The sequence below is a fragment of the Massilia frigida genome (assembly GCF_011682175.1).
GTDB lineage: Bacteria > Pseudomonadota > Gammaproteobacteria > Burkholderiales > Burkholderiaceae_D > Telluria_A > Telluria_A frigida.
The window spans coordinates 208,185-234,925 of sequence record NZ_WHJG01000004.1 but is presented as its reverse complement, the minus strand read 5'-3'; the positions used below and the strand labels follow the sequence as shown (position 1 = coordinate 234,925).

General features: G+C 63.8%; 14 protein-coding genes. 7 read left to right on the top strand and 7 right to left on the bottom strand.

All coding sequences use genetic code 11. The features are described 5' to 3' along the window. Nucleotide 1 precedes the first annotated feature (1 nt). On the top strand, nt 2-2,734 hold the full coding sequence (locus F2P44_RS06300; RefSeq protein ID WP_229423414.1) for an alpha-1,6-glucosidase domain-containing protein: 2,733 nt from the start codon (nt 2-4) through the stop codon (nt 2,732-2,734). On the opposite strand, the gene F2P44_RS06295 is transcribed toward F2P44_RS06300, so the two are convergent. The 4 genes from F2P44_RS06295 to F2P44_RS06280 all read right to left on the bottom strand — a co-directional run bounded on the left by F2P44_RS06295 (nt 2,735) and on the right by F2P44_RS06280 (nt 9,481). Then, complete coding sequence (locus F2P44_RS06295) at nt 2,735-4,588, bottom strand: glucokinase (RefSeq protein ID WP_167085856.1); 1,854 nt, start codon at nt 4,586-4,588, stop codon at nt 2,735-2,737. A 188-nt stretch (nt 4,589-4,776) separates the two neighbouring features. Then, the gene (locus F2P44_RS06290) at nt 4,777-6,429 is read right to left on the bottom strand and encodes an alpha-amylase family glycosyl hydrolase (protein ID WP_167085855.1); all 1,653 of its coding nucleotides are present in this window, start codon (nt 6,427-6,429) and stop codon (nt 4,777-4,779) included. Between the two features lie 34 nt (nt 6,430-6,463). Then, nucleotides 6,464-8,095: an alpha-D-glucose phosphate-specific phosphoglucomutase gene (locus tag F2P44_RS06285; RefSeq protein ID WP_167085854.1), complete on the bottom strand. Its 1,632-nt coding sequence runs from the start codon at nt 8,093-8,095 to the stop codon at nt 6,464-6,466. A 57-nt stretch (nt 8,096-8,152) separates the two neighbouring features. Then, nucleotides 8,153-9,481: an MFS transporter gene (locus F2P44_RS06280; protein ID WP_167085853.1), complete on the bottom strand. Its 1,329-nt coding sequence runs from the start codon at nt 9,479-9,481 to the stop codon at nt 8,153-8,155. Nucleotides 9,482-9,638: 157 nt separating this feature from the next. Between F2P44_RS06280 and F2P44_RS06275 the strand changes: the two genes are divergently transcribed. Both F2P44_RS06275 and F2P44_RS06270 read left to right on the top strand, forming a co-directional pair. Further along, nucleotides 9,639-10,913, top strand: coding sequence for an MFS transporter (locus tag F2P44_RS06275; protein ID WP_167085852.1), 1,275 nt, complete (start codon nt 9,639-9,641; stop codon nt 10,911-10,913). 91 nt (nt 10,914-11,004) lie between these two features. After that, nucleotides 11,005-11,556, top strand: coding sequence for a hypothetical protein (locus F2P44_RS06270; RefSeq protein WP_167085851.1), 552 nt, complete (start codon nt 11,005-11,007; stop codon nt 11,554-11,556). Between the two features lie 109 nt (nt 11,557-11,665). Here the strand turns inward: F2P44_RS06270 and F2P44_RS06265 are convergent, their stop codons facing one another. Together F2P44_RS06265 and F2P44_RS06260 are read right to left on the bottom strand one after the other, a co-directional pair. Continuing rightward, nucleotides 11,666-13,510, bottom strand: coding sequence for a DEAD/DEAH box helicase (locus F2P44_RS06265; RefSeq protein ID WP_167085850.1), 1,845 nt, complete (start codon nt 13,508-13,510; stop codon nt 11,666-11,668). 276 nt (nt 13,511-13,786) lie between these two features. Beyond that, entirely contained in the window at nt 13,787-16,519 is a 2,733-nt protein-coding gene (locus F2P44_RS06260; RefSeq protein WP_167085849.1) for a TonB-dependent receptor, read from the bottom strand. A 583-nt stretch (nt 16,520-17,102) separates the two neighbouring features. Here F2P44_RS06260 and F2P44_RS06255 point away from each other — a divergent pair. The 4 genes from F2P44_RS06255 to F2P44_RS06240 are packed head-to-tail and all read left to right on the top strand — an operon-like array spanning nt 17,103 to nt 25,193. After that, nucleotides 17,103-18,983 (top strand): glycoside hydrolase family 13 protein, encoded by a 1,881-nt coding sequence (locus tag F2P44_RS06255; protein WP_167085848.1) that lies wholly within the window; start codon nt 17,103-17,105, stop codon nt 18,981-18,983. Continuing rightward, on the top strand, nt 18,980-21,283 hold the full coding sequence (locus F2P44_RS06250) for an amylo-alpha-1,6-glucosidase (protein WP_167085847.1): 2,304 nt from the start codon (nt 18,980-18,982) through the stop codon (nt 21,281-21,283). The genes F2P44_RS06255 and F2P44_RS06250 overlap by 4 nt, the downstream gene beginning before the upstream one ends. Beyond that, nucleotides 21,283-24,120 carry an MGH1-like glycoside hydrolase domain-containing protein gene (locus F2P44_RS06245; protein WP_229423413.1) on the top strand — a complete coding sequence of 946 codons (2,838 nt, stop codon included), beginning with the start codon at nt 21,283-21,285 and terminating at the stop codon, nt 24,118-24,120. Before F2P44_RS06250 ends, F2P44_RS06245 begins: the two co-directional genes overlap by 1 nt. A 14-nt stretch (nt 24,121-24,134) precedes the next feature. Then, nucleotides 24,135-25,193, top strand: coding sequence for an alpha/beta hydrolase (locus tag F2P44_RS06240; RefSeq protein WP_167085846.1), 1,059 nt, complete (start codon nt 24,135-24,137; stop codon nt 25,191-25,193). A gap of 7 nt (nt 25,194-25,200) precedes the next feature. Here the strand turns inward: F2P44_RS06240 and F2P44_RS06235 are convergent, their stop codons facing one another. After that, nucleotides 25,201-26,721: an ATP-binding response regulator gene (locus tag F2P44_RS06235; protein WP_167085845.1), complete on the bottom strand. Its 1,521-nt coding sequence runs from the start codon at nt 26,719-26,721 to the stop codon at nt 25,201-25,203. Nucleotides 26,722-26,741 lie beyond the last annotated feature (20 nt).

Below are 26,741 nucleotides of genomic sequence, written 5' to 3'. Positions count from 1 at the left end.
TATGCACAACGACGACACCGGACGCCAGATGACCTTTTCACTTTTCAGGGCAGCAGTTCTCGCCGGCGCGAGCGCGTCGGCTTCGGCCGCGCCGATGGCGGCGGTCTGCGACAGCGGCGCCTTTCAAACCATCGTGCGGCTATCGCCCGCCAGTATCGATGCGCGCGCCGTCTGGCTGGACCGGCGCCTTGCGCAATGGCCTGGCATGGAAAATACGGGCCGGTTCAAACTCTATCACTCGCCCGACGGGACCATTGCGGCACCAAGCGGCGGCACGGTCAGCGGCGCATCGGGCGCCTTGGTACTTGCCGCCTCCAGCGACACACTGGCGCAGCGCTTCAAGTACGTCGGCAAGGGCGTGATGCTGGCCGTGGCGGCAGCCGATCTGGCGCGCCTGCCCGGCCTGCACCGGCAGCAGCTGGTATTGGTGCGGGAAGACGCTGACGGAAAAGTGCGCGCGGCGACCAGGCTACAGGCGGCGGGCGCGCTCGACGATCTGTACGCGGCTGCGGAATCGGCGAGCGATCTCGGTGCAGTCCCTGCGCGCCGGGGCACCACCTTCAAGCTGTGGGCGCCGACCGCGCGCCAGGTGTCCGTCTGCACCTACGACAGCGGCAGCGGACGCGCGAAAGCGATCGATACGATGCGGTTCGACCGCGCAACCGGTATCTGGAGCGCCACGCGACAAGGCGACCTGTCCGGCAAATACTACAAATACGCGGTTGACGTCGTGGCCGATGGCACGGGCCTGGTACGCAACATGGTGACCGACCCGTATTCGGTCAGCCTGACCACCGACTCGCAACGCAGCTACATCGCCAACCTGGCATCGCCGCGACTCAAGCCGGCCGGCTGGGACAAGTCGGCGCCACCGGCGACAGTCAAGGCGCAGACGGACATGGCCGTCTACGAGCTGCATGTGCGCGATTTTTCGATCAACGACGCGACCGTGCCGGCGCCGGCGCGCGGCAAGTACGCCGCCTTTTCGCACAGCCGGTCGAACGGCATGCGGCACCTGGCCGCCCTGGCCAGCGCCGGCATGACCGACGTTCACCTGCTGCCGGTGTACGACATCGCCAGCATTCCGGAACGCGGCTGCGCGCAGCCCGCTCCCACCGGCGCGGCGGACAGCGAAGCGCAGCAGGCACTGATCAAGCAGACAGCGGCGACCGATTGCTTCAACTGGGGCTACGATCCGTATCACTACAACGCGCCGGAAGGCAGCTACGCCAGCGATGCGTTTGACGCCGCCACGCGCATCATCGAATTGCGCGGCATGGTCATGAACCTGCACCGGGCCGGCCTGCGGGTCGGCATGGATGTGGTCTACAACCATACGTTTGCCTCCGGCCAGAAGGAAAAATCGGTCCTCGACCGCATCGTGCCCGGCTACTATCACAGACTGAATGCGGCCGGCGGCGTCGAGCAATCGACCTGCTGCGACAATACCGCGACCGAAAACCGCATGATGGCCAAACTCATGATCGATTCGGCCGCCTTGTGGGCGCGCGAGTACAAGATCGACTCGTTCCGTTTCGACCTGATGGGCCACCAGCCGCGCGCGGCGATGGAGCGGCTGCAAGCACGCGTGAACGCGGCGGCGGGGCGGCATGTGCAGCTGATCGGCGAAGGCTGGAACTTCGGCGAGGTGGCCGACGGCGCGCGCTTCGTGCAAGCGTCGCAACTGTCCTTGAACGGCAGCGGCATCGGCACCTTCAGCGACCGCGCGCGCGACCATGTACGCGGCGGTTCGGCGGCCGATGCCGGCGCGGACATGATCCGGCGCCAGGGCTACATCAACGGCCTGGTGTACGACCCGAATGCGCTGGCCGGCGAACGGCCGCTGACGGACCTGATGCAGGCGGCCGACATGGTGCGCGTCGGGCTGGCCGGTTCGGTGCGCAGCTACGCCATGACGACATACAAGGACAGTACCCTGGCCCTGGAGGCCATCGATTACAACGGCCAGCCAGCGGGATACGCCAGCGAACCCGGGGAAGCGGTCAACTACGTCGAAAACCACGACAACCAGACCCTGTACGACATGAACGTATTCAAGCTGCCGCTGGCCACATCAAGCGCCGAGCGCGCGCGCGTGCAGGTGCTGGGCGCGGCGATCAACGCTTTCAGCCAGGGCGTGGCCTACTTCCATGCCGGGATCGACACCTTGCGCTCGAAGTCGATGGACCGCAACAGCTTCAATTCCGGCGACTGGTTCAACCGCATCGACTGGAGCTACCAGGACAATTACTTCGGCACCGGTGCGCCGCCGGCCGACGACAACGCCAGGGATTACGCGCTGATCAAACCCTTGCTGGCCAATGCCGCGCTCAAGCCCGCACCGGCAGATATCGCCTTCGCGCGCGACGCCTTTCGCGACCTCTTGGCAATCCGCGCCAGCTCCACGCTGTTCCGGATGCGCAGCGCGCAGGACATCGGCCAGCGCCTGCGCTTCCACAACACCGGGTCAAAACAGGTTCCCACCGTGATCGCGGCGCACATCGACGGCACGGGCTACGCCGGCGCCGGATTCACGGACGTGGCGTACTTCATCAATGTGGACAAGGTAGCGCACACGCTCGATCTAGCCGGGATGCGCGGCAGGCGCCTGCGCCTGCATCCGGTGCATACGGCACCGTCAGCGGCCGACCAGCGCGCCGCGGCGAGCACCTTCGACAGCGCCACCGGGCGTTTTACCATCCCCGCGCGCACCGCCGTCGTGTTCGTGGAGTGATCAGATATCGAGGTGCGAGATGAGCGAGCGCTTTTTCTCGTGATCGGCCGGATCGGCGCCTTGCGCGCCGAGCGAAATACCGACCGACAGAATATCGATCAGCAGCAGTTGCAGCACCCGCGAGATCATCGACAGGAAGCTGGTGCTGTCTTCGCTGTGATCGACCGCCAGACAAATAGTCGCCCGTTTCGCCAGCGCCGATTTGCTGCTGGTAATCGCAATGACGTCGGCGCCTGTGGCGCGCGCCGCATCCACGGCCGCCAGCAGCTCCGGCAACTGGCCCGAGGTGGAAATGGCGATCACCACGTCGCCCGGCTTGAGCAGTTCGGCCGCCAGCGTGAATAAATGCGAGTCGCCATACGACGAGGTGGGAATACGGAAACGGAAGAATTTGTGCTGGCCATCCAGCGCCACCACGCGCGAATTGCCCATGGCGTAAAACTCGACCCGGTTGGCCTTGCGCAGCAGCGCAATGGCGCGGTCGATCGACACCACGTCGAGCTGGTCGCGGAATTTCAGGATCGCCGACACGGTATTGTCGATCACCTTGGCCGACAGATCGTGCGTGCTGTCGGATACGCGCACCTGGCTGTGGCGCACGGGGATGGTGCCGGTCAGGCTGCTGGCGAACTTGAGCTTGAAGTCGGCCAGGCCCAGAAAGCCCAGCGAGCGGCAGAAGCGGATCACGGTCGGCTGGCTGACATCGGCCAGGCGCGCGATTTCCGCAATCGGCTCGCCCAGCACCTTGCGCGGGTGTCCCAGCACCAGCGCGGCCACGCGCTGTTCGGCGGGCGACAGTTCGTGCTGCAAATGCTGCACGCGCTCCATCAGCGTATTGGCGCCGCTGCGCCCGCGCAGGTGTTCGGACAGGATCGTCGCCACGCCGATGAACGCCGGGTTGGGAATCATGATGACGTAGGTCGGGATCTGGCCAAGGTAGGAGCTGAAGCGGCCCTTTGCCTCGAAGCGCGCGCGGAAGGCCGACGTGGCGAACCACTCGCCCATGCGCGGCACGATGCCGCCGCCGATAAAGATGCCCCCGAAGGCGCCGAGCGTGACGGCCAGGTTGGCGGCCGCGCCGCCAAGCATGCCGCAGAAGCAGTCGAGCACTTCGAGACAGAGCGCGTCGTTGTCTTCCAGGGCCCCGGTGATAATCTCGGGCGAGGTGCGTGGCGCGGCCTGCACACCGTTGCGCTGGGCCAGCGCGCGGTAGATCAGTTCCATCCCGGGGCCGGAAATGAGGCGCTCGTTCGAGACGTGCGACCACTCGTTCCATGCGTACTGCAAAATGGCGAATTCGCGCTCGTCGGCCGGGGCGAAATTGACGTGGCCACCTTCGCTGCCGAGGGTGACGAAGCCGTCGACCGTCGGGATCATGCCGGAGACGCCAAGGCCGGTGCCCGGCCCGACGACGCCGATCACGGCGTTCGTCGCGGGCGTTCCGCCGCCAACCTGCATCAGATCGTCGCCCGACAGGCCGGGCAGCGACATCGCCAGGGCGGTGAAATCGTTCACGATCAGCAGGGTGTTCAGGCCCAGTTCGCGGCGCACTTCATCGGTCGAGAATTGCCAGTCGCGGTTGGTCATGCGGATCATGTCGCCGCTGATCGGGTTGGCGAGGGCAAAGGCGGCGTGGTTGATGCGGATGCCGGCGTGGTCGGCGAGATAGGTATGCAGCAGCGGGACGATGCCGGGGAAGTCGTCGCACTTGAGCACACGCACCGCGCGCAGCACGCCGGGCGCGGTTTCGAGGGCAAAGCGCGCGTGGGTCGCGCCGATATCGGCCAGCAGGCGCGGGCCGTCGGCATAAGCGGTACGGCTATACTTTTGTTCTGAATCGTGTTCTTTGGTCATCGCAGTCGCTTGGGACGGTTCGGGCAGTTCGCGCGTAGCATACCCTATTGTATGAAATGTATGAAATGGGCCATGGTCACGCTGGATGTAGAACTGGCTAGATCCGACAGCAGATGATTTGGCGTTGCCCTTGGGTCCGTCGTTCCCGCGCAGGCGGGAACGACGGTGGTTGGGCGCGGGCGAGCGGCTTAGTTCGCGATCAGCACGATCCCGTTCTTGGTGTGGAAATCGACCTTCCCCCCCGCCACCACGGCCTTCTTGCCCGAGTAGTAATCGGTCACCGACTCGCCATCCCGGAACACCGGCCCCACCACGACCGGCGTCGACTTGTCGGTCGGCAGATCGAGCGCCACCACGACCCGGTCCTTCTCGTAGGTGCGCGCAAAAATGTACGGGGTCGCTTGCAGCTTGCGGTGCTCGCCGGCGCCCACCGCAGGATGCGCCTGGCGGAAGCGGCCGATCAGGCCCCAGTGCTTGCGCACGTCGGCGATACGGTAGCCGTCGCGCTGGGCGTTGTTGGCCAGTTCATCCCAGTTCATGAAGGAACGCAGCACCGCGTCGCCCTTGGCACCGTCGTGCGTGAGCAGGCGCGCGGTCTCGTCGCCATAATAAATCTGCGCGGCGCCAGGCGAGAGCAGCAGCTTCACCGCCGAATCGAAAGGACGCGTGCGCGTCGGGTCGAACGGCGCCGCGTCGTCGTGCGAACTCAGATAATTGAGCACAGAATAACCGCGCAGCGGTCCGGCCAGCAGCGCGGCGTAGCGGCCGAACATGGCGTCGTAGCCGCCTTTGGCGTCGGACGGCATGCTGAAATTGATCAGGCTATCGAAGCCATTGTCGTAGAAGTCGACGAAGGTTTCGCCGCCCATGTCGAACTGGTGCGCGTGGCGCAGCGAGTAGTTATAGACTTCGGCCGTCATGTAGAACTTGCCGTCGCCGAGGCGCTTGGCCGGGTTGTCGCGCTTCCAGTCCTCGAACGCCTTGCTGGCGACCTTTTTCAGGTCCTTCCACACGCGCGGCTCGACGTGCTTGGCGGTGTCGGCACGGAAGCCGTCGAAACCATATTTACGCACCCAGTCCGCGTGCCATTTCATCAGGTAGTAGCGCGGGGCGCGCGGGTAGCCGGTTTCCTTGAAAAAGGCATCGAGCGAGGCCACTTCGCGCTCGTAGCGCTTTTCTTCCTTCCACTTTGCCACCAGCGCCGGCGGCAGCGCGACGGGCCGGTCGACGTCGGTGCGGAAGTCAGGCAGGTTCTTCACCAGCGTGCAATCGATGGTGGTGCGCGCATCCTTGAAAGCGCACACCGGCGCGGTGCGCACCCACTCCTTGGGCCACACCGGATCAAGCGCGGTGACCGGGCCGGTATGGTTCATCACCACGTCGAGCAGCACGCGGATGCCGTTGGCGTGCGCGGTGTCGACCAGTTCCTGCAGGTCCGCTTCGGTGCCGAGATTGGCGTCGATGCTGGTGAAGTCGCGCGCCCAGTAGCCGTGAAAGCCGTAGGATTTGCCGCTGCCTTCATCGGTGCTGCCGTGAACCTGCTCAACCGGCGGCGTGATCCAGATCGCATCGACACCCAGCTCCTTGAAGTAGCCTTCCTTGATTTTCGCGGTTACGCCGGCCAGGTCGCCGCCCATGTAACCGCGCAGCGGCGCGGCATCGGCCTTGCGTCCGTACGCCAGGTCGTTGGTTTTGTCGCCGTTGTTGAAGCGGTCCGTCAACAGGAAATACACAGTCGCGTTTTCCCACACAAACGGGGTGCGCGCCACCGGCGGCGCGGCGTTGACGTGGGCGGCGCCGAAAGTGAGCGCCAGTGAGACTGCAAGTGCGGAAAATTTCATGTATTCCCTGTTGGCTAAAGGTTAAAGTGGTTTGTCAGGTGGTGACCGTCGGCCGCTCGCGCCCCGTACGCTGGTGCAGGCCGGCCAGCCGGTCGGCAATCGCCGCCAGCGCGGCCAGCGCTTCCTGCGCCGGGATGCCGTGCATGGCCACGTCGCGCTCGTAGCGTTCGAGGTAAAGACGGATGGTGGCGCCTTCGGTTCCGGTGCCGGACAGGCGGAACACGATGCGCGAGCCATCGTTCATCACGATGCGCACGCCCTGCTTGCTGGCGATGCTGCCGTCGACCGGGTCCTTGTAAACAAAATCATCGGCGAAATCAACAGTGTAGCCGTCGATGACCTGGCCCGCCAGCGCCGGCAGCTGCTCGCGCAGGTGCGTCATCAAGCCTTCCGCCGCCTTTGCCTCAACCGCTTCGTAGTCGTGGCGCGAGTAGTAGTTACGGCCGAATCGCGCCCAGTGCTCGCGCACCAGCGTGTCGACGGATTTGCCGCTTGCCGCCAGCAGGTTAAGCCAGAACAGCACGGCCCACAAGCCATCCTTTTCGCGGATATGGTCCGAGCCGGTTCCGTAGCTCTCTTCGCCGCACAGGGTCACCATGCCGGCGTCCATCAGGTTGCCGAAGTACTTCCAGCCGGTCGGGGTTTCGTAGCACGGCACCTGGAGTGCTTGCGCCACCCGGTCCGGCGCGGTGGAGGTGGGCATGGAGCGGGCGATGCCCTTGATGCCGCCGCGGTAGCCCGGGGCAACCGCGGCATTGGCGGCGATGATGGCCAGGCTGTCGGACGGCGTCACGGCGATGCCGCGCCCGACGATCATGTTGCGGTCGGCATCGCCATCCGATGCGGCGCCGAAGTCCGGTGCGCCGGGCGCGGACATCAGCGCCACCAGTTCGGCCGCGTTGACGGGATTCGGATCGGGATGGTGGCCGCCGAAGTCTTCCAGCGGTGTGCCGTTGATGACGGTGCCGCGCGGCGCGCCGAGCAAGCCTTCCAGGATCGCGTGCGCATACGGTCCGGAGACGGCGTGCATGCCGTCGAAGCGCATCGTGAAGCCGCCCGCGAACAGCGCCTTGATGGCGGCGAAATCGAACAGATCGGCCATCAGCGCCGCGTAGTCGGCCACCGGGTCGATGACTTCGACAGCCATTTGCTCGATGCGCGCGCTGCCGATCGTATCGAGATCGAGGTCGCCGGCGTCGCTGATGCGGTATTCGCCCAGGACCTGGGTCTGGCCGTAAATGGCGTCGGTGATTTTTTCGGGCGCCGGACCGCCGTTCGCGATGTTGTACTTGATGCCGAAATCGCCATCGGGTCCGCCCGGATTGTGGCTGGCCGAGAGCACGATGCCGCCCGATGCGGCGCGCTTCCTCACCACGCAGCTCAGGGCCGGCGTGGACAGGATGCCGCCCTGCCCCACCAGCACTTTGGCGAAGCCGTGCGCCGCCGCCATGCGCAGGATGACCTGGATCGCGTGGCGGTTGAAGTAGCGCCCGTCGCCGCCGAGGACCAGGGTCTGGCCGGCGCAGTCGCCGAGCGTGTTGAAGATCGACTGCACGAAGTTTTCGAGGTAAGCGGGTTGCCGGAACTCGCTTACCTTCTTGCGCAAGCCGGAAGTACCGGGGCGTTGTCCGGCGAACGGCGTGGTGTTTACTGTGTGGATGGTCATTTTTACTCCTGTCTGTTAACAATACGATACGACAGGTGGAAAAATTCTGACGCCGCGTTAGGTCTGCTCGCCCTTGTCGGCCACGAATACGGTCAGCAGCCCGCCGATGGCCATGCATGCACCGGCCAGCAGCAAGGTCGCCACCGGACGCCCGCCCAGCAGGGCCACGCTGATCGGGCCGAGAACCATGCCGCCAACGATCTGCGGGATCACGACGAAGAAATTGAAGACGCCCATGTAGAAACCCATGCGCTGCGGCGGCAGCGCGCCCGCCAGGATCGCATACGGCACGGTGAGGATGCTGGCCCACGCGATGCCGACGCCGACCATCGGAATGAGCAGCATCTCTTTTTGGGTGATGAAGAAAATACTGGCCAGGCTGATGCCGCCGATGACCAGGCAGGCCAGGTGCGTCATCTTGCGGTTGGTGCGGCGCGCGATCACGGGAAGGATGAAGGCGGCGAGCGCCGACACGCCGTTATACACGGCGAACATCACGCCGACCCAGTTGCCGGCGCTCTGGAATGCGGCCGACTGCGCGTCGACCGTGCCGAAGACGTTTTCGGCAATGGCCGGCGTGGTGTTGACCCACATCGTAAACAGCGCCAGCCACGAGAAGAAGCTCACGCTCGCCAGTTGCACCATCGTGCGCGGCATGGTGGTGAAGCCGCCAAGGATTTCGCGCAGGGCGGTCAAGGTGCCCTTGCGCTTTTCCACGTCGGCGCGGAACGCCTTCATGTCTTCGGGTGGCGTCTCGCGCGTGGTGATGACGGTCCACGACACTGCACCGATAAAGGCCAGGCCGCCGGCATAGAACGAGTAGCGCACCGTATCCGGAATGCCGCCGCCCACCGGCACATTGCTGACGTCGAACCAATCGGTGAACATGGTCGGCAGCAGCGAGGCGATCACCGAGCCGCAGCCGATGAAGAAGGTCTGCATCGCGAAGCCCGAGGTCTGCTGGGTGGGATGCAGCTTGTCGCCGACGAACGCGCGGAACGGTTCCATCGACACGTTGATCGACGCGTCCAGCATCCACAGCACGAATACGGCCATCCACAGCGAGGTGGAATTGGGCATCAGGAACATGGCGACGGTCGCCAGGAACGCGCCGAGGAAGAAGAAGGGACGGCGCCGGCCCCAGAACGGATGCCAGGTATTGTCGCTCAGGTAGCCGATGACCGGCTGCACCAGCAGCCCGGTGACCGGCGCGGCGAGCCAGAACAGCGGCAGCTGGTCCGCATTCGCGCCCAGGGTCGAGAAGATGCGGCTGGTGTTGGCGTTTTGCAGCGCAAAACCGAACTGGATGCCGAAGAAGCCGAAGCTCATGTTCCACAACTGCCAGAAACTCAGGCGTGGTTTTATTACCGGGAATTGCATCTGCATCGGGAATCTCCAAGCGTTTTGCCACGCATTATATTTGTAGGAAAATAACATGTCGATTTCTAAGTGTCAATCTAAACAGTTCCATAGTAAAATCGCCGCAATAAGGCAGACGAAATCGCGAATTTTGTAGTCAAATAACAGACAAGATGGGGACACGATGCTGGACATGCAGAAGCGCCTGAATCACCTTTTTTACGCGACCCTGAGCCTTCCCGCGACGGCGATGGGTTTCGCGCTGTGTATCCAGATTTCGGCGCTGAGCTGGATCCTGAGTACGCGCTTCAACCTCGAAATTCACCAGATCGGCATCGTCTGGGCGGCCGGACCGCTGGCAGGCATCTTCGGCCAGGTGATCATCGGCTTGATCAGCGACGATGCCTGGTTCTGGGGCGGGCGGCGCCGGCCCTTCATCCTGATCGGCGGCACACTGGCCGCGCTGATGGTGTTCCTGCTGCCGCGCATCGATGTGGTCAGCCAGCTCCTGGGCATCAAGAATATCGTCATCGTGGCGGTGATCATTGCGCTGACCCTGGACCTGTCGATCAACATCAGCTTCAACCCGACCCGCTCGATCATCGCCGACCTCACCCCGGAAGGGGAAACGCGCACACGCGGCTACACGTGGATGCAGACCATCTCGGGCTTCTTCGGGGTGGCGGCGTACATCATCGGCGCGACCCTCGGCAACGACGTGCTCATTTCGGTCGGCGCCGGCATCGTGTTCGTATTCTCGGTGGTGCCGATGTTCTTCATCAAGGAAGAACGCGAGCTGGTGAAAAAGAATGAGACGGCGGCCGCCACCAAAGCCGATTGGGGCCAGCTGTGGCGCATCTACATCGCGCACGGCTTTGCGTGGCTCGGGGTGCAGGCGATGTTCGTCTACACCTACGGCTTTATCCAGCAGCAGCTGGTACCGGTGGGGCTGGACACCAAGGCGGCGAACGCCATGAGCGGCCAGGTGATCGCCTACGCTTTTGCCGTGCTCAATACGGTCGGCTTCCTGCTGCCGGCGCTGGTGCTGGCGCCGCTGGCGCGCAGGATCGGGCGCGTCCATACGCAAGCGGGCTGCATCGCCATCATGGCGCTCGGGTACTTTTTGATCGCCACCATGGCACGCACGCCGATGATGCTGTACGCGCTGATGGCGGTGGTCGGCATCGGCTGGAGCGCCATCGTCAGCCTGCCGTTCGCGATCATGAGCGACAAGGTGGACAAGAGCCGCATGGGCTTTTTCATGGGCGTCTTCAATCTGTCGGTGGTGCTGCCGCAGCTGATGTCCACCGGTGTGGGCTTCGTGCTCAAACGCGTGGCCGACCAGAGCATCTTGTATGTCATCTGCGGCACTTCGCTGGCCATCTCTGCGGCCCTGTGGTGCCTGGTGAAGGACGAGGCGCCAGCTACCCAGCCTGCGATGCCCGGTCCTGTACACTGATGCCAACCCGGCCCTCGCTGACCGGCAAGATAGCACCGGTAGAATCGAACTCCGGCCAAATTTGATTGCAAGAATTCATGAGCAAAAAAACATGGCGATTTGGTTTTTAAGAGAAAACGAGGGAGTATCTTTTACCAGATCCCTTCTGGTAGGCGCCGCTCGACCTGGCGCTGCGATCGCTACGTGCGTCGCCGTAGACTCCAGCCCGGGCGGCCTCTTGCGAATTGATGTGGCCGATGCTGTCGAAGCCACCTGCTTCCAGGCGATCCGACTGGCCGGTACCAAAGCATATATCGGCTATGGAGCGCGCGTTTTCATCGTCGATTGCGTGACAGAGGACGTCGTGATGTACCAGATGGATGGATATTTTTGCGAATTCTTCGATGCCGAGGAATTGGAAACGTCCGGCGAGGATTTCTGCGTACTCGCAAGTTCCGCGTCCGAGCTGTTCGCATTCGGTTCTGACGGTGCGCTTCTATGGAAAACCACCCAGCTCGCCATTGACGCAGTGATGGTGCACAGCGCCACCGGGACGCATATCAAAGGCAGCGGGGAGTGGGACCCGCCAGGCGGATGGGAGCCGTTTATCCTCGCAACACGCACTGGTGAACGCGTCAACGGCGGTTCAGCTCTGCAGAGCTAGCGCAGGGTTTGACGATGGGCCTGGCCGGATTATCCCCAGCGCGCTTGTGCAGGAACACCTAAGCAAAAAGGGCAGCCGAAGCTGCCCTTTTTTTCACCTGCCCGCCGCTTTACTCCGGCTTGGCCAGCTTGCGTGCTTCCTTCTTGGCCTTGGTGGCCGCGTCGTACGGTTTTTTAGGTCCGAGCTTCTTCTCTTCAAAACGACGGTCGCCCGCTTTTTTCGGAGCCGCCTTCTTGACTGCCGGCGCTTCGCCATCACGCGTGATGTTGAGCTGCTGGCCCGCGACCCACACACCCTTGAGGTGGTCGATCAGGTCCGCCGGCATGTCGATCGGCAGGTCGAGCGTGCTGTAGTCGTCGTAGATCTCGATGCGGCCGATGAACTTGGACTCGATGTTCGCTTCGTTGGCGATCGCGCCGACGATGTTGCCCGGCTTGACGCCGTGCGCATGACCGACTTCGATCCGGAAGGTGCCCATGCCCTCTTCCGACGGACGCGATACGCGCTCGCGCTTGAAGGCTGGTGCATCGCCACGGTCGCCGCGGTCGCTGCGCATTGGCGCGTCGGAACGCGGTGCGCGCGCGGCCGGGGTGTTTTCCTGCCACGATGGCGCGCTCTTGGCGTCGCGGTTCGGTTTTTCCAGCAGCAGCGGAATGTCGCCGCGCGCCAGCTTGGCCAGCGCCGCTGCGATTTCGACGGCGGGCACGTTCTGCTCGCGCTCATATTCTTCGATCAGCGAACGGAATACATCGAGTCCGCCGGCCGCCAGCATTTCGGTGATCTGGTCCTTGAATTTGGCGATACGCACGTCGTTGACCGCTTTCACGGTCGGCAGCGTCAGCGGCGCAACCGGCTGGCGCGTGGCGCGTTCGATCGCCTTGAGCAAACCCTGCTCGCGCGGGGTGATGAACAGGATCGCTTCGCCGCTACGGCCCGCGCGGCCGGTACGGCCGATGCGGTGGGTGTAGCTTTCCGGGTCCGACGGCACGTCGTAGTTGATCACGTGGCTGATGCGTTCCACGTCCAGGCCGCGCGCGGCGACGTCGGTGGCGACCAGGATGTCGATCTTGCCGTTCTTGAGCTGTTCGATGGTGCGCTCGCGCTGCGTTTGCTGCATGTCGCCGTTGATCGCCGTAGCCGCGAAGCCGCGTGCCTGCAGCTTGGTCGCCAGTTCTTCGGTACCGAGCTTGGTGCGCGCGAAGATGATCATGCCGTCGAACGGTTCCGCTTCCAGGATGCGGGTCAGCGCTTCGAGCTTCTGCATGCCGCTCACCATCCAGTAACGCTGGCGGATATTGTCGGCGGTGCCGGTCTTGGCGGCGACCGTGACTTCAGCCGGATCGCGCAGGTAGGTCTTGGCGATGCGCTTGATCGCGGACGGCATGGTGGCCGAGAACAGCGCGGTCTGGCGCGATTCAGGGGTTTTTTGCAGGATCTGTTCGACGTCGTCGATAAAGCCCATGCGCAGCATCTCGTCGGCTTCGTCGAGTACCAGCGTTTTGAGCTTGGACAGGTCGAGCGAACCTTTTTCCAGGTGGTCGATCACGCGGCCCGGGGTGCCGACGATCACGTGCACGCCGCGGCGCAATGCCTGCAGCTGCGGACCGTAGCTCTGGCCGCCGTAGATCGGCAGGACGTGGAAATCTTTAATATGGGTTGCGTACTTCTGGAATGCTTCGGCGACCTGGATCGCCAGTTCGCGGGTAGGAGCTAACACCAGCGCCTGCGGCGACTGCTGCTTGATGTCGATGCGCGACAGGATCGGCAGCGCGAAGGCCGCGGTCTTGCCGGTTCCGGTCTGGGCCTGCCCCAGCACGTCGCGATTGGCCAGGAGCAGCGGGATGGTGGCAGCCTGGATCGGCGACGGCGTTTCGTAACCGACCTCTTTCATGACCTTCAGCACTTGGGCGCTCAGGTTGAGTTCGGAAAACAGTAGTACAGGGGTTTCAGACATAGGACACTCACAATTTGACTAGCTAGCCCGACGGGAAAGCATCCTGCAGTTTACTCTCTTGTAGTCCAGAATGCGATTTTTTGTAACGGAGTTGCGTGCAAGTGGGCGGGAATTGAGGCTATTCGTGCAATCTGTTCCGCTTTGCCGCCACGCGATGTCGCGGTTCGCGCCGCCTGCCGCGCCGTTCGCGGTCGCCCCAACACAAAACAACCCCGCCACATTCGCATGCGCCGGGGTTGTCGTCAGCGCCGGGATCGCCCCCCGGCAGAGCACGCATCAGAACTTGTAGTTCGCGCCCATCAGGAAGGTGCGGCCGTACTTCTGATATTCCAGCGGCTTGTTGCGGTCGCCAGCGTAGGTTTCGTACGCCGTATCGCCAACGTTATTAACCTGCAACACCAATCCCAGGCCCTTAAAGCTGCCTTCGGTAAAGTTATAACCGATCTGGAAGTCGACCACATCCTCACCGACCACGTAACGCAAGCTGCGCTCATTGGCAAAGTTGCCGATTTCACCAACGAAATCGGAGCGCTTGCGCTGGCTGACCCGGGTTTCAAAACCGTTCTTTTCATAGTACAAGGTCAGGTTGGTCACGCGCTTGGACAAGCCCGGCAGCGGAATGTTCTTGCCGATGCTGCTGTCCGGATCTTCAATCGCGATCGAGCTCTTGCTGTGCGTGGCACTGGCCGACACGCCAAACCCATCGAGCACGGGTGTGAGCAAGCTCAGCGGCAGCGATGCCGACAGTTCCAGGCCCTTGAGCTTGCCGCCGTTGCCGTTGTACGGCGCCTTGTAGTTACCAGTCGCCGTGATCGCGTCGGTGCCAGGAATATATTTCGAAAAATCGTATTCCTTGGTCTGGGTAAAGATGTACGTATCGAGCTTCTTGTGGAAAGCCGCGACTGCAAAATACGCCTTGTTACCGAAATACTTTTCGTAGGACAAATCGAGTGCCTTGGCGCGCCACGGATCGAGACGCGCATTGCCACCGCTGGCGCCCGGCTTGAAGTCGGTGGTGCCGACGTTGAAGTCGAGCGCCGAGCGCAGCTGATCGATCCGCGGACGCGCCAGTTGCTTGGCCGCCGCGAAACGCACGGTCTGCTGGTTGCTCAATCCAAACGCCAGGTTCAGGCTCGGCAGGTAGTCGGTGTACTTCATGCCATCGTCGACCGGCTTGATCTGGCTTCCAGCCGGCGCCGTGCCATCGAAATAGTTCGCTTGCGACGATTGCTCGGTGTGCTGGACCTGCACGCCCACATTGCCCTTGACCGTTACCGAACCGATTTCGCTGTCGATATTGGCTTTCACGAAGCTGGTCGTGATCTTTTCCTGCACTGTCCACGCCTTGGAAATCAGGTAGGAATGGGTCGAGCTCGGGTTGAAGTTCATGTACTGGCCGACAACGCCAGGCACATTCCACGAAGGAATCATGCCCGTTCCGGCAAAGCCGAGGTCGACCTGGTCATACAACAATTCGCCCGGAACCGGACCCGGCGCGCCGCGCAAGGTGATCGCGCCTTCCGGCTGCACCTTGCTCTTGTTGCGGTCGGCATAGTTCACACCCACGTCCACACCAGAGAAATAGCTTTGCAGCATGGTCGGCATCGGCAGCGAAGCGACCAGCTTGAAGCCCTTGAGCTCATCCTCGATCTGCGGCGTCTTGCCGTAGCCGGAACCGTAAATCGTGTTGCGCACGTACAGGTTCTTGGCGTCGCTATAGTTCAGGCGGCCGCCGATTTGCGAAAAACCGCCGGTGGCGAATTTCAGGTTGACGGTGTCGAGGAAGGGATCGCCGGCAGCATTGCTCAGTTGCAGGTTGTTTTCCAGGCTCACTTCATCGCGGTTCGCCTTCGAGTAGCTGACGTCGGCCAACAGCGACCAGCCATCGAAACGCAAGGTATTGCCCCAGCCGATCGCCTTGATTTCATCCTTGCGGTTGTTGTACATGCCGCGCACCAGCGGATAGACGCCGCTGGCCGAGCCGCCCGTCAACACCCCGTTCGAGGTGGTTGCCGGGGTGTACATCAGGCCCGGCTGGAAGCCACCGTTGTAGTTACTCAGGTTCACTTCAAACTGGTTGGCCGTTTCTTCGCGCTTGAATTTCGATGCGTACACATCGATCATGCTGGTCCAGGTCTTGTTGGGACGATATTGCAATACGCCCATGACGCCGTCGCGCTTGTTGGTGCCGCTGCGCGCAACCGACTTCAAACCATCCATCAGATAGGTACCGCCAGGCACGCCAGGACGCGCATCGGTTTTCCACGGCTCGTACAGCCCGGTTTCGTTGGACAACACCGGCGAGGCCAGGTGGGCGTAACCGATCGCGATACCGATCGTGCGGTCGGCGAACTGGTCGATGTAGCTGACGCTGAAGCGGTTGCCCGTGGCTTTCGCATTGGCGATGCCGCCGAGCGAGTTTTTCTCGCCGCGCACATTCATCGCGATGGTGCGCTTGCCGAACGACAGCGGTCGCACGGTCTGCATGTCGATGGTGCCGGACAAGCCCTGGCCGACGAGGCCGGCGTCCGGGGTCTTATAAATGGTCACGCCGCTGAGCAGCTCGGATGGATACTGGTCGAATTCGACGCTGCGGTTGTCGCCCGTGCTGACCTGTTCGCGGCCATTGAGCAAGGTGGTCGAAAAGTCCGGCGACAAGCCGCGCACGCTGATGACTTGGGCGCGGCCGCCAACGCGCTGCGCCGCCAGGCCGGGAAGACGGGCGATCGATTCAGCAATACTAACGTCCGGCAACTTGCCGATATCTTCCGCGGAGATAGCCTCGACGATGGAAGACGAATCCTTTTTCACCGAAATCGCGTCCTCGATACCGCGGCGAATGCCCGACACCTTGACCGTTGTGATCGGTTGATCGCTCGCTTGCGGCGCAGCGGACGCTTGCGCATAGACGTTGCCCGACATGGCGGACACGAACAGCGCGCAACCGGCAGCGACCGGGCTCAGTGGGAATGCGGCACTCTTGCTACGGGTATTGGCGAAAAATTTCATTCTGTCCCCTCATCTCATCATTACTACACATTTCCCGTATCTTCAGCATGGCGGCGACTGCACGGGTTCCAAAGGCAACGTTCTAAGACGCTCTGAGCCGATTCTGTACTAAAACTAGATGCACTGTCAACGTGAGTTGCGCACGACTACGGAAAAGTGCGGTTTTTACATCTCTTACCCGTCACGCAGGGCATTCTCGTTGTATTTCAGCTACAGAACATGGCAAAGGTGACTGTAGTCCGACTACATGAACCATCTTTTTCCTTGCCTTGGGTTATTTTCGCACCAAACAAGTGCAATCCTCCTTTTTGGAAATTCATCGTTACTACATTTTTGTAGCAAATTCCGTAGTAAAAACGAGGGCATGCGTCGCATTTTCGCCCCGCAAGCGCTCACGGCGGTGCAATAAAGACCGCATCGACACGTCATGTAGCTAAACTAGCACCGCAAGCCCGAACAGATATCTTCCTGTCGGCGGCGTTTGATAGGCATCCTCTTCTGTAGTATGCTTTATCGATAACAAGACCATGTAGCCATACTACGCGACTGCACGCGCAGTCATCCCTGATGCAATGGAGACCGCATGACCCCAGCAGGCCGCCGCACGCCCCTCTTCCGACTGTTCGCCCTGGCTGCCCTGGCGAGCGCCGCCGCCCTTGCCGGCGCGGCACCGACGCCGCCGGGCCGCATCACCCATCTCGAACCACCATCCTGGTGGACCGGCATGCGGCACGATAAGCTCCAGCTGATGGTCCACGGCGAGCGCATCGGCGACACCCGCCCCGCCATCGACTACCCGGGCGTGCGCATCGACGCGCTGACCCAGGTCGCGAGCCGCAACTACCTCTTTATCGACCTGCTGATCGGGCCTGACGCCAAACCGGGCACCTTCGACATCCTGTTCAAGGACGGCGCCCGCACGATCCGCTACCCCTACCAGCTGCATGCGCGCGAAGCCGGATCGGCCCAGCGCAAGGGCTTTGGCAGCGAAGACGCCATCTATCAGATCATGCCCGACCGCTTCGCCAACGGCGATCCGGCCAACGACAGCGTCGCCGGCATGGCCGAGCAGGCCAACCGCGCCGCCGGCAGCGGGCGCCACGGGGGCGACCTGCGCGGCGTGGCCGACCATCTCGACTACATCGCGGCCATGGGCTTCACCCAGATCTGGCCCACGCCGCTGGTCGAAAACGACATGCCGGCCTACTCCTACCACGGCTATGCGGCCACCAACCATTACCGCATCGACCCGCGCTACGGCAGCAACGAGGACTACCGCCAGCTCTCGGCGCAGGCGCGCAAGAAAGGCATCGGCATCATCCAGGACGTGGTGCTGTCGCATATCGGCAGCCACCACTGGTGGATGAACGACCTCCCCGGCCCCGACTGGATCACCAACGGCGGCACGTTCACGCCCACCCGGCACCATCGCGTGTCGGTGCAGGACCCGTACGGATCGCAGCAGGACCGCGCCAACTTCACCAGGGGCTGGTTTGACAGCAGCATGCCCGACCTGAACCAGGTCAACCCGCTGGTGGCCAACTACCTCATTCAAAACAATATCTGGTGGATCGAGTACGCCCGCCTGTCCGGTCTGCGCATCGATACGTACGGCTACTCCCACAGCGCCTTCCTCACCGAGTACACGCGGCGCCTGATGGCCGAATATCCCAATCTGAACCTGGTGGGCGAGGAATGGCACAAGTCGCCGGCAGTGGTGTCGCACTGGCAGCGCGGCAAAGTCAACTTCGACGGCTACGTCAGCTACCTTCCCAGCCTGATGGATTTTCCGATGGCAGAGACGATCCGCGCCACCCTCGCCGCCACCGGTCCCGCAAGCGGCTTCACCGACGTCTACGAAATGCTCGCGCAAGACCACGTGTATCCGGACGCCGGCAACCTGGTGCTGTTCGAGGGGAACCACGACATCGCGCGCACCTTCAGCGTGGTCGGCGAAGACCTCAAGCTGTACAAGATGAGCCTCGCCATGCTCATGACACTGCCGCGCATACCCCAGTTCTATTACGGCACCGAGGTGCTCATGACCAGCGAAACCAAGATCCGCGACGACGCCAGCTTCCGCCAGGACTTCCCGGGCGGCTGGCGCGCCGACGCAGCCAGCGCCTTTAGCGGCGCTGGACTGAACGCGCAGCAGCGCGAAGCCCAGGCCTACGTCAAGAAGCTGGTCAACTGGCGCAAGTCGCACAGCGTCATCCACCACGGGAAGACCATGCACTACGGCGCCGAAAACGGCACCTACGTCTACTTCCGCCACGACGGCAGGAACAAGGTCATGGTGGCGCTCAACAAAGGCGACAAGGAAGCCGTCCTGGCATTGGAGCGCTTTCACGAAATGCTCAAGGGCGCCAAAACCGGCGTCGACGCCATCAGCGGCGCCACCCACGCCCTCGCAAGCACACTGACCCTGCCGGCCCGCTCGGCATTGATCCTGGAAATCGAATGAAGACCCTGATCGCACTGGCCGCCGCCATCGCCATGCCGTTGACCGCAATTGCCGGCAAACCTGGCGTGGACGCCTTTTTCGACGCCATGGCCATCAGCGTCCCACCCGGGCAGCAATCGCAGTTCGTGGTGGGCGACAACCTGGCGGGCTACTTCGAGGGCTACACCCAGAACAATGCCAGGGGCGCCGGCTACACGATCAGGAACGCCTCCGTATTCGATGGCTACGCCACGTTCGTCAACGGCGCACGCAACGAACGCACCCGCTCCAGCGAACAGGTACTCCCTTACGGCCACCGCGTGCGCCACGCCGGCGGCGCCACCGAGGAAATGGCGCTGCTATCGAAAAAGCACGCGCTCGCGATCCGCCTGACCAACCCGGCCGACGCCGAACTGACGGTGCAGGCGCTGCGCAAGGCGCCGGGCGCCATCCACCGCGACGGCGACGTGGTGGTGGTCGACCCAAGCGGTGCCGGCCCGTTCACGGCCATCGCCGCCGACCGCCCCTTCGTGCTGGGCGACAGCCTCACCCTGCGCAGCGCGCAAGCGGCGCGTGAGATGACCGTGGTCGTGGCCTTTGGCGACAGCGCCGCCCAGGCCAGCGAGCGCGCACTGGCGCTGGTGAAGCGTGAGCCGATCAGCGCCGAACGCAGGGCACTATATGAAGCGCTGACCAAAAGCTACCTGTCCACCAGCGACGCCGAATACAACAAGGCGCTCAACTGGGCCAAGGCGGCCAGCCGCATGTTCGTGGTGGAGGAATTCGGCACCGGCATCTGGGCCGGCCTGCCCTGGTTCCGCGACAACTGGGGCCGCGACACCTTCATCGCGCTGCCCGGCACCTTGCTCGTAGCGGGCCAGTTCGAGGACGCCAAAGCCGTGCTGTCGAACTTCGCGCGCTACCAGAACCTGCGCGAGCCGCGCGACAGGGAGTACGGCCGCATTCCCAACCGCGTCGCGGCTGGCGACAGCATCATCTACAACACCGTCGACGGCACCCCGTGGATGCTGCGCGAAGCCTTCGAGTACATCCAGTACACCGGCGACAAGGCGTTTGCGCGCCAGATGTACCAGCTCGCCCTGCCCTACTTCGACGGCGCCATCGCCAACTATGCCGACCAGGATGGCCTGCTGGCGCACGATTCGGCCGACACCTGGATGGACGCGCGCATCGACAACAAGGACCCGTGGTCCGCACGCGGCCCGCGCGCCGTCGAAATCCAGGCCCTGTGGCATACCGCCCTCAAGACCGGCGCCTGGCTGGCCACGCAGGCGGGCGACGACGCCCGCGCGCGCCAGTGGAACGCACTGGCCGCCAAGGCGCAACGCAGCTTCCTCCAGCTGTACTGGGATGGCAGCGTCATGGCCGACCGCCTGCGCGGCGACGCCAGCCGCGATACCAAGGTCCGCCCCAACCAGCTGATGCTGGTGTCGATCCCGTTCGACGACTTCATCCCGCCCAAGGTACAGGCGCGCGTGACGCGCAACGCGGTGTCCGAACTGCTCTACCCCTACGGCATCGCCTCGCTGAGCCAGGACGATCCCTACTTCCACCCGCGCCATGAAAATCCCGCCTTTCACCACAAGGATGCGGCCTACCATCAGGGCACCATCTGGGGCTGGAATGCCGGCTTCACGGTCACGGCCCTGAACAAGTTCGGCTACCAGGACCTGGCGTGGAAACTGAGCCAGAACCTGGGCCGGCAAATCCTCGGCCTGGGCACCTTGGGGAACATGAGCGAACTGCTCGACGCCCTGCCCGGCGACGACGGCAAGCTCAAACCATCCGGCACCTGGGCGCAATCATGGAGCGTGGCCGAATATGCGCGCAACGGCTATCAGGACTACGTCGGCTTTCGCCCGCGCCTGCTCGACAACACGCTGGCCTTCACGCCCGCCATCCCCGCCGCATGGAGCACGTTTTATGCGGCCCTGCCCTTCGGCGCGGCCGACAATATCGACGTCGATTTCCGCCGCGTCGGCAAACAGCAGCACTGGAAGCTGCGCCTGAATGGCGCCACGCCGCGCAAGGTGTCGTTCAACTTCCTGGAAGACGACAAGCGCCGTTCGCAGCTCGCGTTCGATCTCGCTCCCGGCAAGACGGCCCTGCTGGTGACCGGCGGCGGCAAGGCCACGGTCGATGGCAAGCCGCTTGCGGTGCGTGCGCGCCAGGCCAGCTACGCCGGCGACATCGGCGAGCTCGTTTTCCAGACGCCCAGGCGCTACCGCGCCGGCGGCTTCCCCATGCTCGAATCGAAGGATGCCTTGCAAGGCATCATCGAACGTAAGGAATACCGCTGATGTTCACGTCCACCCACCTGCTGGCGGCCGCCGCCCTGTTCTCGGCCAGCGCCGCCGGCATCGCCGACAGCGGCACGCTGGCTACGCCCATGTACCTGCGCGGCGGCTTCAATGGCTGGGGCCTTGACCATCCGCTGGCCTACAAGGGCAACGGCGTGTACGAAGCGGAGGTCCTGGCCAGTCCCGGCTACCACGGCTTCAAGGTCGGCAGCAAGGACTGGTCGGCCGAATGGGTGATCGACCCAAGCGCCAGCGTCACCGTATCCGCCGGCACCAGCTACAAGATGCAGGCCAAGGCCGGGCCCGAGGACTACCTGCTCATCAAAAAGACGTCCATCTGGCGCTTTTCCGTCGACGCCTCCGACCCTGCGGCGCCACTGCTGCGCGTGACGCAGACCGGCATGCCGCCCGCCAGCACGGACGATCCGCACCAGGGCCACGCGCTCAGCGTCGCCATCAAGTACGGTAGCGACACGGTGCGCTTTTCGACACCAGACACGGGGGCGATCCTGCGCAGCTATACCCAGTCGACGACGATGCCGCTGCGCGACCCCGGCCCGCCATCGACGACTTACCGCGAAGCTGCGGACAGGCCAACGGTGCGTAGCGGCAGCCTTGCCTTCGACGCGCTGTTTGCGCTGGCGCTCGATGAAATGAAGCAGAACGCGGTCGCACAGATCAAGGATGGCAATTACAACGGCGCGAATGCCATCGACTGCGACTGCTTCGAGACCGGCGAAAAATGGCATTACGTGTGGACGCGCGACCTGTCGTATGCGGCCGACCTGGGACTTGCAATGCTCGACCCGGAGCGGGTGCGCAACTCGCTCGACTTCAAGTTGTCCGGCTACCGGCCCGGCATCGCGCGCGTGCCGCAGGTGGCTGGCAGCGCCGATGGCCTGCAGATCATCCAGGATACCGGCAGCGGCGGCAGCTGGCCGGTCAGCACCGACCGCGTGGCCTGGGTGCTCGGCGCCGAAGCGGCGCTCAATCATTTGCCGCCGGCGCAGCGCGCACGGTTCGCCGCACGCGCGCTGGAGGCGCTGGTCAACACGCTGGAAAACGACCGCATCGCCGCGTTCGACGCCGCCTCCGGCCTGTACATGGGCGAACAATCCTTTCTCGACTGGCGCGACCAGAGCTACGCCGCATGGATCGTGGGCGACCTGGCCTCGCTGGCCAGCTCCAAAGCCCTGTCCACCAACGTCCTGCACTACAAGGCGCTGACCCTGGCCGCGTCGCTGGCGCATGACAGCGGCGACCTTGCGCGCTCGGCAAAATACGCCGGCTGGGCGGCGGCTCTCAAGCGCAGCATCAACCAGCGCCTGTGGCTGGAAGACGCCGGCATGTACAGCAGCCTGACGGCGCCCCACTTCGACGGCGCGCCGACGCATAAATTCGACTGGCTCGGACAGGCGCTGGCCATCGTCACCGGCGTGGCCGATGGCGAACGCGCACGCCGCATCCTCGCCAGCTATCCGCACGGCCCGATGGGCGCGCCCGTGATCTACCCGCAGCAGCAAGGCATGCCGGTGTACCACAACCGCGCCATCTGGCCGTTCGTGACCGCCTACGGCCTCAAGGCCGCCAGCCTGCATGCCAACGTCAGCGTGGCCGACGCCGCGTACGACACGCTGATGCGCGGCGCCGCCCTGAACCTGTCGAACATGGAAAACCTGGAGTGGATCTCGGGCCAGCCGCTGCTGCTCGACGAACAGCAGCCGGCCCTGATCGGCCCCGTGATCAACTCGAAGCGCCAACTATGGTCGGTCGGCGGCTATCTCGGCATGGTGATCGGGAACGTGTTCGGCGTCGGCGTGACAGGCAGCGGCATGGAAGTGCGCCCCTTCATCACCGCCAAGCTGCGGCGCGAGGTGTTCGGCGCGGCCTCCGCCATCACCCTCGACAACTTGAGCGTGCGCGGAAAGCGCATCACGGTGCGCATCGCGCTGCCCGATGCGACGAATGAAACAGGCTACTACCCGCTCAAGACCATCACGCTGAACGGCGCCGCCACGGCGCAGTCCATCGCCTGGGACCAGTTGCCCGACAACGCGACCATCGATATCGCGCTCGGCCCACTGCAACAAGGCGACCAGCGAATCCGCCGCGTCGACGCGGCGTCCTGCGCCGAAGGACCGGATGTCTTCGGGCCGCGCGAGCCGTCCATCGCCAAGGAGGCCACAGCGGCCACGCTGCGGATCGATGCCAACGGCAATGGCGCCGGCACCGTGTACAACGTCTACCGCGACGGCAAGTTGGTTGCGGCCGGGGTGGCGGCCGGCGAGTGGCGCGACCGCGCCCCGCCGGCGGCCGCGTGCTACGCGATCGAGGCGCAGTTTTCCGTGTCCGGCAACCGCAGCCACCACAGCGTGCCGCGCTGCACCGGAGTGGCGGTCGAGGTCCCGGCAATGGTCGACGGCGTGGCGCAGCCGCACGTGAAGGACTGGGGCAAGCCGGGCGAGCGCCTGCGTTTCGGCGCGGTGCGGATCGCGCAGGCCGGCGAGTACGGCGCGCAGGTGCGTTACCATAATGGCGCCAACCAGATCAACCTGGGAATCAGCGGCGGCGTAAAATGGCTGGTCCTGAAAGACGCCTCCGGCCGCATTGCGGCGCAGGGCGTGGTGCAGCTGCCGCACGCGCGCACCGGCAAGACGGGGGTGCTGTCCACGCCTTTGCGCACACGCCTCAAGCCCGGCCTGTACGCGCTGGAGATGAGCGACTTCTATAATATGAGCTACCTGCAAAGTAACAGCACCTTCAGCGCGGCCGGTGGCGCCGAAGGTCCATCCAACAAGTTCGATGTGTATGGCGCGCGCCTGCTGCACCTGAAATAAAAAAGGAAAACGCAATGACACTGGCACGAGTCACGCTGCTCGCGGCAAGCCTGCTGCCGCTGGTCGCACACGCCACCACGGTACGCGTCCATTACGAGAGCGGCAAGGGCGGCGTCGCCATCCGCGGCGACAAGGGGCCGATGTCCTGGTCGAAGGGCGCCGCGGCCACCAGCGACGACGGCAAGGTATGGACGTATACCTGGCCCGACGAACTTGGCGACGTTGTCATGAAACCGGTGCTGGGCGATGAGAAAATCGCCATCGGCGGCACCTACAAACTCGCCGCCGGCAGCACGCGCGACATCTATCCCTTCTTCGGCGCGCCGTTCGGCAAGGTCAAGATCATTCCCGGCTTCGCCTCGCCGCAGCTCAAGAACAGCCGCAGCCTGCGCATCTACCTGCCGCCAAGTTACGACGAAAACCGGGCCAAGCGCTATCCGGTGCTGTACATGCACGACGGCCAGAACCTGTTCGACGCGAAAACCGCCGCCTACGGCGTTGAATGGGGCATCGACGAAACGGTCAACCGGCTGGTCGCCACCGGCATCATGGAAGAGATCATCGTGGTCGGCATCGACAACTCGCCCGAACGCATCGCCGAATACACCACCTGCTGCGATCCGCAGTACGGCGGCGGCCAGCTCGATACCTATCAGCGCTTCGTGGTCGACACCGTCAAGCCGTATATCGACAGCACCCTGCGCAGCATGCCCGGCAAGGAATCGGCCGCCATCATGGGTTCGTCGCTGGGCGGCATCGCCTCGGTTTATATCGCGCAGAAAAATGCGGCCGTGTTTTCAAAGGCCGCATCGGTGTCCGGCTCGTTCTGGTGGAACAGGCAGGAATTCGTCACAAGCCTGCCGCCACGCCTGCCGGTCCGGTTCTATCTGGATGCCGGCACCGTCAAGGATGGTCTTGAAGAGACCCTCAAGATGCGCGACGCGATGCTCAAGCAGGGTTACCGCCAGGACGCCGACCTGTTTTACCACGTCGCCGAAGGCGCCACCCACAACGAAAAATCGTGGGCCGCGCGCGTCGACAAGCCGCTCACCTGGTTCTTCCCCTGGCAGTAAGGGACGGTCAGCGCTTGCGGCGCTGCAGGTCGAGCGAGGTGACCTTGGCGAAATCGATCGGCTTGACGATATGGTCGTCGAAGCCGGCTTCCATCGCTTCCTCGCGGTCGCGCGCCTGGCCGTAGCCGGTCAGGGCGACCAGCACCGCATCGTCCATGCCGGGCAGCTCGCGCATTTTTGCCGCCACCTGGTAGCCGCTCATGTCGGGCAAGCCGATATCGAGGAACACGTAGGTCGGCCTGAACTCGGCCGCGCGGTCGAGCGCCTGCTGGCCGCTGTACGCCACCTTCACATCGTGTCCGCTGATGCCGAGCAGTTCGGCCAGCATGTCGGCCGCATCGACGTTATCGTCCACCACCAGGATGCGCGCGGCGGCTGCATCGTCAGCGCCCGGCGCCACGATGCCTTGGGCGCCGCTGCCCACCGCATCGATCGGCAAGCGCACCTCGAACACGCTGCCCTCGCCCACCCCGGCGCTGAAGGCGCTGACCGTCCCATGGTGCAGCGAGACCAGCGTGCGCACCAGCGACAGGCCGATGCCCAGGCCATCCTGCACCCGGTCCGGCGTGAAGCCGTCCTGGGCGAACAGATCGAAAATGTAATCGAGCTTGTTGGCAGCAATGCCGATGCCATTGTCCGAAATGCGGATCAGGATTTCCGCCCCGGTCACCTCGGCCGAGAGCTTGACGACGCCGCCCGGCGGCGTGAACTTGAAGGCGTTGTGCAGCAGGTTGCCGACGATTTGCCCCAGCCGCACATGGTCGCCGCTGAGCCACACCTCGTGCGCCGGCATGGTCACCTCCAGGCGCTGGTTGCGGCTCTCGGCGATATGCGTCACCGATTCGCGCGCGCTGCCGATAAAGGTCCGCAGCTCCACCCGCTCTTCGTGCAGCGTGATCTTGCCCTGCGAAATACGGGCCACGTCGAGCAAGTCTTCCACCAGCCGCACCAGGTGGCCGGTGTGGCGCAGGATGGTCAGGCGCGCCTTGTCCTGGCGCTCCGGCACGTTCGGGTCGAGGCGGCACAGCAGTTCGACCGCATTGCGGATCGGCCCCAGCGGATTGCGCAGTTCATGCGCCAGCGTGGCCAGGAATTCATCCTTGCGGCGGTCGACATCGCGCAGCTCGCGCTCAACCTGGCCAAGGCGCAGCAGCGCCTTGACGTTGGCCACCAGTTCTTCGGGTTCGATCGGCTCGAACAGGTAATTATCGGCGCCGCCTTCGAGCGCCCGGATCTTGTCGGCCACGCCGATATACGACGCCGACGTTTGCAGCACCAGCACGGCGCGCGTGTCGGGATCGGCCTTGATCAGGCGGCACACCTCGAAGCCATTAATGTCGGGCAGCTTGACGTCGAGCAGGACCAGGTCCGGCTTGTCTTCACGCGCGCGCAGCAGGGCCGAGTTGCCGTCGGCGGCCTCGATCACCTTGAAACCGGCACGCGTGAGAATGCGCGACTTGGCGTAGCGTGCTCCTTCGCTGTCGTCGACGTTCAGGATCAGGGAATCGGCAAATGGCATGGACTGCATGGTGGACCTCAATCCGGTTG